Below are 13,300 nucleotides of genomic sequence, written 5' to 3'. Positions count from 1 at the left end.
CAACATCCGTTCGATTTTTCGCCCGAAGGGGTGAGGTCGGTGCGGGGAGGTAGACTTAGGCGTGTCTGGCCGGACGCAAGCCCGCGCATGCCCCGAACGCACCTGTGTGGGGTGTCGGGAGCGAGCGGCCAAGAGCGATCTGCTGCGCATCGTGGCGATCGGGGACGAATGCGTCCCTGATCCAAGCGGTACGCTGCCCGGCCGGGGCGCCTATGTGCACCCTGCCGTGGTCTGTCTGGACAAGGCGGTCCGTCGCAGAGCGTTCCCCCGGGCCCTTCGGTCCCCGGGAGCACTCGACACGACCGGACTGAGCAAAGCCGTGGCCGTCGTGGCCGAGGCGACACCGTAAGAAGTAGTACGGCACGGATACCCCGTGCGGTCAGGTACCTCGCGAGTTGGAAGTAGGTCGAGATTGCGATGAGCACTCGATGAGTACGCGATGAGTACGCCCATGAAGTAGCGACGGTCCGGCGTAACCCGGACCTAAAAGGAGCGAAGTGGCTAAGGTCCGGGTATACGAACTCGCCAAGGAGTTCGGAGTTGAGAGCAAGGTCGTCATGGCCAAGCTCCAGGAACTCGGTGAGTTCGTCCGTTCGGCGTCCTCGACGATCGAGGCGCCGGTTGTACGCAAGTTGACTGACGCACTGCAGGGGCCCGGCGGCAGCGCCGGCAAGGCCGCTGCGAAGCCGGGTGCGCCCCGCAAGGCTGCGCCCGCCAAGCCCGGGGTTCCCACCCCGGGTGCTGTTGCACGTCCCGCTGCCCCCAAGCCCGGCGCCCCGGCCCCCAAGCCGGCCGCTGCCGAGGCTCCGGCACCCAGCGCGTCCGCCCCGGTGACTCCGGCCGCTTCCGGCCCGCGTCCCGGTCCCAAGGCTCCGGCCGCCCCGAAGCCCGCTCCGGCGGCTCCCGTGGCGACCGAGTTCTCCGCGCCTCCGGCGGCCCCGGCCGCCCCGGCGCGCCCCGAGCGCACCGAGCGTCCCGCCGGTCCCGGCTCGACCCCCGGCCCGCGTCCGGCGCAGCAGCGCCCCGCGGCCCAGGGTGGCCAGGCCGGTGCCCGTCCCGGCGCCCCGCGTCCGGCCGGCTCCGCCCCCGGCGGCCAGGGACAGCGTCCCGGCGGTCCCGGTGGCCAGGCCCCGCGTCCGCAGGGCGCCCGTCCGGCCGGTCCCCGTCCGGGCAACAACCCGTTCACCTCTGGTGGCTCCACCGGCATGGCGCGCCCGCAGGCGCCCCGTCCGGCCGGCGCTCCCCGTCCCGGTGCCCCCGGCGCCGGCGGCGGCCAGGGTGCTCCCCGCCCGCAGGGTGGTCCCGGTGGCGCTCCGCGTCCCCAGGGTCCCGGTGCCGGTCGTCCGACCCCGGGCGGCATGCCCCGTCCGCAGGGCGGCGCCCCGCGTCCGGGTGGTGCTCCCGGTGGTAACCGTCCGAACCCGGGCATGATGCCGCAGCGTCCCGCTGCCGGTGGTCCCGGTCCCCGTCCCGGTGGCGGCCCCGGTGGCCGTGGTCCCGGTGCCGGTGGCCCGCGTCCCGGCGGTGGCGCCGGTCGTCCCGGTGGCGGCGGCTTCGCCGGCCGTCCGGCCGGTCCGGGCTCGCGTCCCGCGGGCGGCGGCGGCTTCGGCGGCCCGCGTCCGGGTGGCGGCGGCTTCGGCGGCGGCCCGGCCGGCGCCGGTGGCGGCGGTCGTCCCGGCTTCGGTGGCCGTCCCGGCGGTCCCGGTGCCCGTGGTGGCACGCAGGGTGCCTTCGGCCGTCCCGGCGGGCCCGCCCGTCGCGGTCGCAAGTCGAAGCGTCAGAGGCGCCAGGAGTACGAGGCCATGCAGGCCCCGTCCGTCGGCGGCGTGATGCTGCCCCGCGGCAACGGCGAGACCGTTCGCCTGTCGCGCGGTGCGTCCCTCACCGACTTCGCGGAGAAGATCAACGCCAACCCGGCGTCGCTCGTCGCCGTGATGATGAACCTCGGCGAGATGGTCACTGCCACGCAGTCCGTCTCCGACGAGACGCTCGAGATGCTGGCCGGCGAGATGAACTACGTCGTCCAGATCGTCAGCCCGGAGGAAGAGGACCGCGAGCTCCTCGAGGGCTTCGACATCGAGTTCGGCGAGGACGAGGGCGGCGAGGAATACCTCATGCCGCGTCCGCCGGTCGTGACCGTCATGGGTCACGTCGACCACGGTAAGACCCGACTGCTCGACGCCATCCGCAAGACGAACGTCGTTGCGGGCGAGGCCGGCGGCATCACGCAGCACATCGGTGCGTACCAGGTCGGTACCGAGGTCAACGGTGAAGAGCGCAAGATCACCTTCATCGACACCCCGGGTCACGAGGCGTTCACCGCCATGCGTGCCCGTGGTGCCAAGTCGACCGACATCGCGATCCTCGTGGTCGCGGCCAACGACGGCGTCATGCCGCAGACGATCGAGGCGCTCAACCACGCCAAGGCCGCCGGCGTCCCGATCGTCGTCGCGGTCAACAAGATCGACGTCGAGGGTGCCGACCCGGTCAAGGTGCGCGGTCAGCTCACCGAGTTCGGTCTGGTCGCCGAGGAGTACGGCGGCGACACGATGTTCGTCGACATCTCCGCCAAGCAGGGTCTGCACATCGACTCCCTGCTCGAGGCCGTCGTCCTCACCGCCGACGCCTCGCTCGACCTGCGCGCCAACCCGGAGCAGGACGCTCAGGGTATTGCGATCGAGTCCCACCTCGACCGCGGCCGCGGTGCCGTCGCCACCGTCCTCGTCCAGCGCGGTACCCTCCGCGTCGGCGACACGATGGTCGTGGGCGACGCCTACGGCCGTGTGCGCGCCATGCTCGACGACAAGGGCAACAACGTCGAGGAAGCGGGTCCGTCGACCCCCGTCCTGGTCCTGGGTCTCACCAATGTCCCCGGCGCCGGCGACAACTTCCTCGTCGTCGACGAGGACCGCACCGCCCGTCAGATCGCCGAGAAGCGTGCTGCGCGTGAGCGCAACGCCAACTTCGCCAAGCGCGTCCGCCGTGTGTCCCTCGAGGACCTCGACTCCGTGCTCAAGGCCGGTCTGGTCCAGGAACTCAACCTCATCATCAAGGGCGACGCGTCCGGTGCGGTCGAGGCTCTCGAGTCCTCGCTGCTCCAGCTCGACGTCGGTGAAGAGGTCGACATCCGGGTCCTGCACCGCGGTGTGGGTGCGGTCACCGAGTCCGACATCTCGCTTGCGATGGGCTCCGACGCCATCGTCATCGGTTACAACGTCCGTGCGGCCGGCCGTGCCGCGCAGATGGCGGACCGCGAGGGCGTCGACGTCCGCTACTACTCGGTGATCTACCAGGCCATCGAGGAGATCGAGGCGGCTCTCAAGGGCCTCCTCAAGCCGGAGTACGAAGAGGTCGAGCTCGGTACGGCGGAGGTCCGCGAGATCTTCCGCTCGTCCAAGCTGGGCAACATCGCGGGTGTTCTCATCCGCTCCGGCGAGGTCAAGCGCAACACCAAGGCGCGGCTCCTGCGCGATGGCAAGGTCATCGCGGAGAACCTCAACATCTCCGGTCTGCGCCGCTTCAAGGACGACGTCACCGAGATTCGCGAAGGCTTCGAGGGCGGTATCAACCTCGGCAGCTACAACGACATCAAGATCGACGACGTCATCGCGACGTACGAGATGCGCGAGAAGCCCCGCGCGTAAGCGCGAGGCGGTTCGTACCGTGTCGTAACACCGGGGCCGGTCGGCGGAATATCCGTCGATCGGCCCCGGCCGTTGCGTGTACGGTTCTGGTGACCCTGCCGCGCGACGGCCGGCAGGCCACCGAACCCGCACCGGCGGGATATCCGGAACTGAATGTACGTGGGGACTCTGTCCTTCGATCTGCTCCTCGGCGACGTCCACTCGCTGAAGGAGAAACGCTCCGTGGTCCGGCCCATCGTGGCTGAGCTCCAACGCAAGTTCTCCGTGAGCGCGGCTGAAGTGGGCGACCAGGACCTGCACCGCAGGGCCCGTATAGGGGTCGCTCTGGTGAGTGGGGACGCGGGGTTCCTCTCGGACGTACTCGACCGCTGCGAGCGGCTGGTTGCGGCGCGTCCGGAAGTGGAGCTGCTGTCCGTACGACGGCGCCTCCACGGTGATGAAGACTGATAGCAAGACATAAGAAGGAGACGGACCAGTGGCCGACAATGCGCGGGCGAAGAAGCTGGCGGACCTCATCCGGGAGGTGGTGGCCGAGAAGCTGCAGCGTGGTGTCAAGGACCCCCGCCTCGGTACGCACGTGACCATCACGGACACCCGGGTCACCGGCGACCTGCGGGAGGCCACGGTCTTCTACACGGTCTACGGTGACGACGAGGACCGCGCCAGCGCGGCGGCGGGTTTCGAAAGCGCCAAGGGCGTACTGCGCTCCGCGGTCGGCCGGGCGGCGGGTACCAAGTTCACGCCCACCCTGACCTTCGTCGCGGACGCGCTCCCGGAGACCGCCAAGACCATCGAGGACCTCCTCGGCAAGGCGCGCGCCTCCGACGCCCAGGTGCGAGAGGTTTCCTCCGGCGCGCAGTACGCCGGTGACGCCGACCCGTACAAGAAGCCGGGCGAGGACGACGAGGACGCAGCCGCGGAATGAGCACCAACGCAGGGAAGACGCCGGACGGCCTTGTCATCGTCGACAAGCCGTCCGGCTTCACTTCGCACGACGTGGTCGCCAAGATGCGCGGGATCGCCAAGACACGCCGCGTCGGCCACGCCGGCACGCTCGACCCGATGGCGACGGGCGTCCTCGTCCTGGGCGTCGAGAAGGCCACCAAGCTCCTCGGCCACCTCGCGCTCACCGAGAAGGAATACCTCGGGACGATCCGCCTCGGTCAGAACACCCTGACGGACGACGCGGAGGGCGAGATCACCTCCTCCACGGACGCCTCCGCGGTGACCCGCGAGGCCGTGGACAAGGGCATCGCCAAGCTGTCCGGCGAGATCATGCAGGTCCCGTCGAAGGTCAGCGCCATCAAGATCAAGGGCGTGCGCTCCTACAAGCGTGCGCGCGACGGCGAGGACTTCGAGATCCCGGCCCGGCCGGTGACCATCTCCTCGTTCCAGGTGTACGACATGCGGGACGCAGAGGCCGAGGACGGCACCAAGGTCGTCGACCTCGTCGTCTCCGTGGTCTGCTCCAGCGGTACGTACATCCGCGCCCTCGCCCGTGACCTGGGCGCCGACCTCGGCGTCGGCGGGCACCTCACCGCGCTGCGGCGCACCCGGGTGGGCCCGTACAAGATCGACCGGGCGCGGACCCTGGACCAGCTCCAGGAGGAGCTGACCGTCATGCCGATCGGCGAGGCGGCGGCCGCGGCCTTCCCGCGCTGGGACCTGGACGCCCGGCGGGCCTCGCTGCTCGCCAACGGTGTGCGGATCGAGATGCCGGACGCGTACCCCGCCGGCAAGACGGTGGCGGTCTACGGGCCGGAGGGCCAGCTGCTCGGGCTCGTAGAGAGCAAGGGCGGCAAGGCGAAGTCGCTGGCCGTCTTCGTCTGACCCGCTTTGACGTGGAGCGGTGAGCGCACATCGCCTGCTGCTCACCGCTCCACGACCCCCCTCGGGTAGGTGTCTATCCAGCCGGACCCCCGTATTCACCCGTCCGAGCAGGCGCGCGGAGTGACTGGAGGGAGCGCAAGGGGGCGCTTTTGCGACCCGTGCTCCTCCTCTCGGCCTGAATGCGCCGGCCGCCCCCGCCGAGCCCACTACTCCCCGACGGCCCCACCAGGCTTTATGCCGCTGTCCGGCGCCGGGGACGCGGGCGGGCCCGGGTACTCGGGGAGACAGGACGGCACCAGCGACGCCTTGAGCGAGCCGAAGGACACGGCCTTGGGGTTCGCCCGGGACTGCCCGAGCACGAGCGTGCGCCCCGGCGGAAGCGTCGTCGAGTTGATCTTCAGTACGAATCCGCTGCCGTCGCTGCTGAGCAGCCCCTCCGCGGAGTCGAAACCACCGGCCGGCCATTCGGCGCACTGCGCCGCCGGGATCTTGGGAACCAGCGCGACGCTGACGCCCAGCGCGCGGAGCTCTCGCTCCAGCCCGGGCATCCCCTCAGGATGGAAGAGTCTGACCGTGATGGTGCCGTCGCTCCCCTTGGACAAGGCATACGCGGCCGAGGAGCCCCCGTCGTCGCCGACGACCGGCAGGGCGACCAGGAGGCCGGCGGCCGCCGCCGCTGCCACGCCGACGGCGAGCGGCATCCGGAACCGGCGGGCGGGGGAGCGGACGGCGAAGTCGACCTGCTCCTCGATCCTGCTCCGGTCGGCGGCGATGGCCAGGAGCTCCTCCTTGAGACGCTCCTCGAACCGGGTGGGCCTGCTGTTCATCGCGCTGCCTCCAACTGGTGGGCTGGTACGGGGTGTTCGGACGGAGCGGACGCGGTCCGCAGAATGCGCCGGGCGCGGTGCAGGCGGACCCGGACGGTGGCCTGGGTGACGCCGAGGGCCTGCGCTGCCTCGGCCGGGCTGAGGCCGTCCACGACGACCAGGTCGAGGACGGCTCGAAGCGGCTCGGAGAGGGCCGCATGTCTCTCGGCCAGCGCCCGGAACGCCCGCTGGGCGTCGATCCGCTCCTCCAGCGCGGCGACGTCCTCGTCGTCGAGCAGCCGACGGCCGCTGAGCCGCTCCAGTGCGCCGCGCTCGCGGGCACGGCCGCGGGCATGGCCCGCCAGGACATGCCGCGCGATGCCGTACAGCCAGGCGACCGGGACCCCCCGGCCGGGCCGGTAGCCCGGAGCGGCCTTCAACGCCGCGAGGAAGATGTCGGCCGTCAGGTCCGCCGCCAGATGCGGATCGGCGACGCGGCGCATGACGAACCCCAGCACCGCGTCTATGTGCTGCTGGTAGAACGCCCCGAATCCTTCGGGTGTGGTCAGATCCGGCGGTCCGATTCCCGCCGGCACGGTCTCCTGCTCGGTGCTGCCCACCGGGCCCCCTCCCTGGTGCCGGGGACCCGTACGAGCCCCTCTACCCCTTACTTGGCCGCAGCCGCCCCCACCGTTACATCCGCCAGTCGGCGCTCAGCCCTGCCGACGTGACACAGAGCGCCCGCAGCCAGATGCCGATGCGGGGCCCCGGGCACGGGCATGGCAGTCTTAGACCTGCAATCGGCAACCAGGACAGGGCCTACACGGTTCGGGCGAGGAGCGGTCACAGTGCAGCGCTGGCGTGGCTTGGAGGACATCCCCCAGGACTGGGGACGCAGCGTCGTCACCATCGGCTCGTACGACGGTGTGCACCGGGGCCATCAGCTGATCATCGGGCGGGCCGTGGCCAAGGCGCGCGCGCTCGGCGTCCCGTCCGTCGTCGTCACCTTCAGCCCGCACCCGAGCGAGGTCGTGCGCCCGGGCAGCCACCCGCCGATCCTGGCTCCGTACGACCGCCGTGCCGAACTGATGGCCGGTCTGGGGGTGGACGCGCTGCTGATCCTGCCGTTCACGGCGGAGTTCTCGCAGCTCTCCCCGGCCGACTTCATCGTGAAGGTGCTCGTCGACAAGCTGCACGCGCAGGCCGTCATCGAGGGCCCGAACTTCCGCTTCGGCCACCGGGCCGCCGGAAACGTCGACTTCCTCCGCGAGCTGGGCGGCACGTACGACTACGAGGTCGACGTCGTGGACCTGGTCGAGCGCGGCGCGGCGGGCGGCGGTGTGCCGTTCTCCTCGACGCTGGCTCGAAAGCTGGTCGCAGAAGGCGACATGGCGGGCGCGGCCGAGATCCTCGGCCGGCCGCACCGGGTCGAGGGCGTCGTCGTGCGCGGCGCGCAGCGCGGGCGCGAGCTCGGCTACCCCACGGCCAACGTAGAGACGGCCCCGCACACCGCAATCCCGGCGGACGGCGTGTACGCGGGCTGGCTCACGGCCAACGGCGAGCGGATGCCGGCGGCGATCTCGGTCGGCACGAACCTGCAGTTCGACGCCACCGAGCGGACCGTGGAGGCGTACGCGATCGACCGGATCGGCCTGGACCTGTACGGCCTGCACGTGACCGTGGACTTCCTCGCGTACGTGCGCGGCATGGCGAAGTTCGAATCGCTGGACGGCCTGCTCGAGGCCATCGCCGACGACGTGAAGCGGGCGCGGACGCTGACCGAGTCGTACGACGCGGAGCACTGAGCCGCCGGGCGGCTTCGCCCGGCGCGCACGAGAAGGGCCCGTACCTCCCCGGGGAGGTACGGGCCCTTCCTGCTGCCGTCGTCAGCCGAGGCGCGGGTCGCGCGGGGGCTGCTGCGGGTGCTGGGGCTGCTGAGGCTGTTGGGGCGGTTGCTGCTGCGGCTGCCAGGGCTGGCCCGGCTGCGGGTACGGCTGGGCGTACGGCTGCGGCGGCTGCTGGTACGGGGACGGGCCCTGGGGCTGGCCGTACGGCTGGCCCTGCGGCTGCGGCTGCGGCTGCGGCGGTGACTGGTGCGGCTGGGGCTGCTGCTGGGGCTGCTGGGGTGCTCCCCAGTGGCCCTGGGGGGCCTGCTGGGCGGCGCGGACGAAGTCCTCGGCCACGAGTGCGGAGAGGTTGAAGTACGCCTCCCGGGTCTTCGGCCGCATCAGGTCGAGGTCGACCTCGGCACCGGCTGCGAGGTGCTCGTCGAACGGCACCACGACGACGCCGCGGCAGCGGGTCTCGAAGTGCTGCACGATGTCCTCGATCTTGATCATCTTGCTGGTCTCGCGGACCCCCGAGATGACGGTGAGGGAGCGGGATACCAGGTCGGCGTACCCGTGCGCGGAGAGCCAGTCGAGCGTCGTGCTCGCGCTGCTGGCACCGTCCACCGAAGGGGTCGAGATGATGATCAGCTGATCGGCCAGGTCCAGGACGCCGCGCATGGCGGAGTAGAGCAGGCCGGTGCCCGAGTCGGTGAGGATGATCGGGTACTGGCGGCCGAGCGTGTCGATGACCCGGCGGTAGTCCTCGTCGTTGAACGTCGTGGAGACGGCCGGGTCCACGTCGTTGGCGATGATCTCCAGGCCGGAGGGGGCCTGGGAGGTGAACCGCCGGATGTCCATGTACGAGTTCAGGTACGGGATCGCCTGGACCAGGTCCCGGATCGTCGCCCCGGTCTCGCGGCGGACGCGGCGGCCGAGCGTGCCGGCGTCGGGGTTCGCGTCGATGGCCAGGATCTTGTCCTGGCGCTCGGTGGCGAGGGTCGCGCCGAGGGCGGTGGTGGTCGTGGTCTTGCCGACGCCGCCCTTGAGGCTGATGACGGCGATGCGGTAGCAGGACATGACCGGGGTGCGGATGAGCTCGAGCTTGCGCAGGCGCTCGGCCTCGGCGGCCTTGCCGCCGAAACGGAAGCCGGCGCGCTGGGGCTTGGGCTTCTGCTTCCCGCGCAGCAGCCGGTCGGAGGACAGCTCGACGGCGGCGGTGTAGCCGAGGGGCGCTCCGCCTCCGGCAGGGCCGGGCTGGTAGCGGGGGTCGTGCGGCTGCGGGCCCGGCTGGGGACCGGCGGACCACTGGGCGCCGCCGGTACGGGGGTCGTACTGCGGGTGCGGCTGCGGCTGCTGGTGCTGCGGGGGTACGGGCGCCGGCGCGGGGGCCGGGGCCGGGGCGGGCTGCGCGGGCTGGAACGCGTACTCGCCGGCGTCCACGGGCGGCTGGGGCTGCGGCTGCGGCTGGTGCTGCGCCGGTGCGGGCGGCGGCGGGAAGCCGTAGCCGTCCTGGGGCGCGGTGGCGGCCGGGCCGGGTGCCGGGGGGAACCCGTACCCGTTCTGGGGCGCCGGCGGGAAGCCGTACCCGTCCTGCGGTGCGGTGGTGGCGGGGACGGGGGCCGGCGGGAAGCCGTAACCGTCCTGCGGTGCCGTGGTGGCGGGGAACGCGGGCGGCAGCGCCGGCAGTTCGTCTCCAGGTCCCCCGAAGGGGGCTTCCACGAGCGGGTGAACCGCATCCACGGGGGTGACGGGCTCCGGAGCCTCCGGTACGGGGGGCGCGAAGGGCGCAGGGCCGGCGTCGGCCACCGGCGCGGGAGCGGCGTCCCAGGGAACCTCCGGAGCCGCGGGCTCGGGGTTCGCGAACGGGATGGCCGTCCCGTCGGGCGGGGTGTCGTGCCGCTGGACGGAGGCGGATCCCTCGAAGGAGGCCTTCACGAGCGGTCCGGGCGCATCGGCGGGGGCCTCGGTGGAGGGCGTACCGAAGGGCGCCGGCGCGGGGGCCGGTGCCGGAGCCGGCGTCGGGGCCGGCAGGGCGGGTGCCTTGTCCAGGGTCGGGGCCGCCGGGGGCAGACCGACGGGTGCCGGGGCCGGCGCAGGCAGAGCCGGTACCTCGGCGGGTGCCGGGAGCGGCGCGGGCGCGCCGGTGGCGGACTCGGCGGAGGTGCTGAAGGGCGCCGGTGGCGCCGAGGGGGCGCCCGTGTTGTCGGCGGGTGCCGGGGGCGGGAAAGCCGCAGGCGGGGTGGCATGGTCGGCCGGTGTGCCGAAGGGTGCCGGGGCCGCCGGGGCCGGTGCCGGGAGCGGCGAGGGCACGCCCGCGCCGTCCGACGGGGTGCGCGGGGCCGGTGGGGCAATCCGCATCGTCGGGGGCGAGGCCACGTCCGACGGGCGGTGGGGTTCGAAGCCGCTGCCCTCGGGGAGGCCCGGTACCGGAGTGGCCGGGGCCGCGCCCTGCGTGTACCAGGCGGGCGGGGTGTAGTCGATGGTGAACTCGCCCGTCATCTCGGGCTCCGCGTCGGACTGATCGTCCGTCGGGACGTCCCAAGTCCCGCCGCGCCTCTCGTTCCGATCGCCGCTCACTGGTCCTCCTGGTCTGTCGAACACTGGTCCGGCGCCCACCTCGACGCCGCGCCCGCGTCCAGCCTAATCGCGTGCCGACACCGGTGTCCGCCCCCGTTGGACGTCCCGCGGTGCGAGGGCCCTTGCGGGCCGGCTTTGTGCCGTCGTCCTTGCCGTCCTGCCTACAGGGTGGCCGCTGCCTGAGCAACCGTCACCCGCCGGGTGGGGTGCCGCTGCGCGGGGCTCTTCTCCCCGCCCTTTCTCCGTTTCCCGGGCTCCGCCCGGACCCGCGCCTCAAACGCCGGCGGGGCTGGAAAGACCCCGGGGCTCCGCCCCGGACCTTGCGCCTCGAACGCCGGAGAGGCTGTGGTACCGGCGGGACCGGAGACCGGGGCGCCGCCCCGGGGGCTCTGCCCCCGACACCGCGCGTCAATCTCCGGCAGCGCTGGTGATGCCGGCAGGGCTGGATCGGGCCGGTCGGCCTGCCCGCCCGGCCCCGGCCGGAGCGGCCGGGCCCGCCCACCCCGCCCCGGCGGCCCAAACGGGCCGCTCGGTCGTCCGGACCGGCCCTGGCGCCGGCCTGGTGGCCGGGCATCAGGATGGTCAGTCGATGCGGCGGGAGGGGCCCAGAAGGCCGGTTTCCGGTTCCGTGCCCTGGGTCATCACGAACTGGCGGTCCCGCGGCGTGCACCACAGCGTGACCCCGTCGCCCAGCGTCGGCAGGGAATCCACCGCCGCCCGCGGCAGGTTCATCAGGCGGCCGAGTTGCTCCGCCTCGTCCGGGGACACCCGCTGGACGCCCACCAGCGAGGAGTTCTGCAGCAGCCTCGGCGCCGTCGGGCTCAGGTACGGCAGCAGGGTCAGTACCGACTGCCAGGGTCCCGCCACCACGCGCCCGCGCGGCGGCCGCATCCCGCAGTCGCGGATCACCAGCACCGGGCTGCCCGCGGACGCGCCCTGCGGCGGCACCCGGCCGACCTCGTGCAGCGTCACGCACTGCTGGCCGCCGCCCGCAGCCTGGGCCAGCCCGGACCACACCTGCCCGCGCCCGGTCTCCACCGCCACCCGCGCGCCCGTGGCCGCCGCGCGCAGCGCCAGCACCTGCGCCGTCCACAGGCCGCCGATCAGGGTCACCTCGTACGGCGTCGGCCGGTTGATGCCGAGCACCGCCGGACGCCCCTCGGCGTCCACGCCGATGACGACCCCGTCGTCCCCGACGGGCAGCGCCAGCGCATCCAGGTCCGCCGCGGGGACCGCATGCCGTTCCCGGCGCGGGCCGATCAACCCGAAGCCGCCCCTCATCGCGCCCCTCCCAGCGGCAGCGAAGCCAGCAGCCCCGGTACCTGTTCACGGTCGAGCCGGACCAGCCCGGTGCGTACACCGCGGGCCGTCCGTTCCAGTTCCCGGCGGGCCGCCACGAGTTCCTCGTCGCTGCGCCCCGTGACCCGTACATGGCCGGTCAGCGTCACGCCCTGGCGCTCCGCCGGAGCCATCGTCAGGCTGAAGTTCGTCGCCAGCGCCGGCAGCGAGGTCAGCAGCGCCACGAACTGCGGCAGGGACGCCGCCCCGCTGCCGCCGAGCTGCGGCCAGCGGCCTATCCAGTACGTGGTGTGCCGCCGGTCGTCGCAGCGCCAGATCCGCGCCGTCTCCTCCGTCCGACGGCCGGTGCTCGCCGAGCGCCCCGCCTGCGTGATCGCCATCGGGTTCGCGCACGAGGAGGTGGCCAGTGCCGCCGTCAGCTCCTGCTCGGTGAGCACGGTGGCCCGGAAGCCGGCCCCGGTCAGCCGGCTCGCCAACTGGTCGGCCGCCCGCACCACACAGCGCTGCGCGCCCGCCAGCCCGCCGCCGCGCGCGGTGACCGCCTCGGGGCACAGCTCCGGGTCGAGCTTGAGCGCGATCCACGTCAGCCGCACCGCCGGAGTGCCCGTGGTGGCCTGCAGCGGCGCGTAGTTGCGGGTGGCCATCGACTGGGCCGGCAGGTGCGGGGCCGGCGCCGGCTGGGTGTGCAGCACCAGCTGCGCGGACTCCAGCCGGATGCCGTCGACTTCGAGGATGTCCCGTACGAGGGCCAGCGGCAGCGGCCGGGCGCCGCGGTCGGGCCGCAGCGCGGTGGCGTCCGTGTCCACCTGGACGACGGCGGTCAGGAACGTCCCGTCACCGACCATCCCGACGGGCCGCCGGTCGCGGTCGCTGAACGTGAGGGTCCGCAGCGCCGGATCGGCCTCGACGAGCGGGGCCAGCCCCGGCTCGGTACCCGCGGGCACCGCGAACGACGCGGCCCGGCGCCGCCGGGAGCGCAGCGCGAGCGCGCCGCCGATCCACTCCGGCAGGGAGCGCTGGTGGCGGCGTACGACGGCGAGCACCACCAGGACGAGCGCCAGGACGCCGGCGGGGATCAGCAGCATCGGCTCCACGACCCAGGCCGCCAACAGGGCGGCCACGGCGATCTGGAGCAGTACGAGTTGTTGCAATCGGAACGGGCCGAAGCGGCCCGGGCTCGACTTCGGATACGGCGTCACCCCGCCGCGAGCGGATGCGGGTGCACCCGTCTGCGGCTGCGTCGCGGTGGCCATCACTCGCCCACCTCCCCTTCCCGGGGCCGTACCCCGTGAGTGCCGGAGCCGGGCGCTGCCCG

11 protein-coding genes are annotated in these 13,300 nt (G+C 73.0%); 6 read left to right on the top strand and 5 right to left on the bottom strand.

Annotated features, from left to right (window positions below; genetic code table 11):
- Positions 1-61: 61 nt before the first annotated feature.
- From OHT74_RS11115 to truB, 5 genes are all read left to right on the top strand, one after another.
- Positions 62-349: a YlxR family protein gene (locus OHT74_RS11115; protein WP_078622365.1), complete on the top strand. Its 288-nt coding sequence runs from the start codon at positions 62-64 to the stop codon at positions 347-349.
- A 148-nt stretch (positions 350-497) separates the two neighbouring features.
- Complete coding sequence (infB, locus tag OHT74_RS11110; RefSeq protein WP_328620167.1) at positions 498-3,644, top strand: translation initiation factor IF-2; 3,147 nt, start codon at positions 498-500, stop codon at positions 3,642-3,644.
- Between the two features lie 153 nt (positions 3,645-3,797).
- The gene (locus tag OHT74_RS11105; protein WP_030651158.1) at positions 3,798-4,091 is read left to right on the top strand and encodes a DUF503 domain-containing protein; all 294 of its coding nucleotides are present in this window, start codon (positions 3,798-3,800) and stop codon (positions 4,089-4,091) included.
- Positions 4,092-4,119: 28 nt separating this feature from the next.
- Positions 4,120-4,569, top strand: a complete 450-nt coding sequence (gene rbfA / locus OHT74_RS11100) for a 30S ribosome-binding factor RbfA (protein ID WP_266663184.1) — start codon at positions 4,120-4,122, stop codon at positions 4,567-4,569.
- Positions 4,566-5,474: a tRNA pseudouridine(55) synthase TruB gene (gene truB / locus OHT74_RS11095; protein ID WP_266636236.1), complete on the top strand. Its 909-nt coding sequence runs from the start codon at positions 4,566-4,568 to the stop codon at positions 5,472-5,474. Before rbfA ends, truB begins: the two co-directional genes overlap by 4 nt.
- A 206-nt stretch (positions 5,475-5,680) precedes the next feature.
- On the opposite strand, the gene OHT74_RS11090 is transcribed toward truB, so the two are convergent.
- Together OHT74_RS11090 and OHT74_RS11085 are read right to left on the bottom strand one after the other, a co-directional pair.
- A complete protein-coding gene (locus tag OHT74_RS11090) occupies positions 5,681-6,301 on the bottom strand; it encodes a hypothetical protein (RefSeq protein WP_266663181.1) in 621 nt (206 codons plus the stop codon).
- A complete protein-coding gene (locus OHT74_RS11085; RefSeq protein WP_328620166.1) occupies positions 6,298-6,900 on the bottom strand; it encodes an RNA polymerase sigma factor in 603 nt (200 codons plus the stop codon). Before OHT74_RS11085 ends, OHT74_RS11090 begins: the two co-directional genes overlap by 4 nt.
- Positions 6,901-7,128: 228 nt before the next feature.
- Here OHT74_RS11085 and OHT74_RS11080 point away from each other — a divergent pair, with 228 nt between their 5' ends.
- Complete coding sequence (locus tag OHT74_RS11080; RefSeq protein ID WP_266663177.1) at positions 7,129-8,085, top strand: bifunctional riboflavin kinase/FAD synthetase; 957 nt, start codon at positions 7,129-7,131, stop codon at positions 8,083-8,085.
- A gap of 81 nt (positions 8,086-8,166) precedes the next feature.
- Here the strand turns inward: OHT74_RS11080 and OHT74_RS11075 are convergent, their stop codons facing one another.
- From OHT74_RS11075 to eccE, 3 genes are all read right to left on the bottom strand, one after another.
- Entirely contained in the window at positions 8,167-10,686 is a 2,520-nt protein-coding gene (locus OHT74_RS11075) for an SCO5717 family growth-regulating ATPase (RefSeq protein ID WP_328620165.1), read from the bottom strand.
- A 582-nt stretch (positions 10,687-11,268) separates the two neighbouring features.
- Positions 11,269-11,967, bottom strand: coding sequence for a hypothetical protein (locus OHT74_RS11070; protein ID WP_266663173.1), 699 nt, complete (start codon positions 11,965-11,967; stop codon positions 11,269-11,271).
- Complete coding sequence (gene eccE / locus OHT74_RS11065; RefSeq protein ID WP_266663171.1) at positions 11,964-13,238, bottom strand: type VII secretion protein EccE; 1,275 nt, start codon at positions 13,236-13,238, stop codon at positions 11,964-11,966. Before eccE ends, OHT74_RS11070 begins: the two co-directional genes overlap by 4 nt.
- Positions 13,239-13,300 lie beyond the last annotated feature (62 nt).

The organism is Streptomyces sp. NBC_00354 (genome assembly GCF_036106915.1).
Classification (GTDB): Bacteria; Actinomycetota; Actinomycetes; order Streptomycetales; family Streptomycetaceae; genus Streptomyces.
The sequence above is the reverse complement of the archived record's forward strand: the minus strand, read 5'-3'. Positions and strand labels throughout refer to the sequence as shown.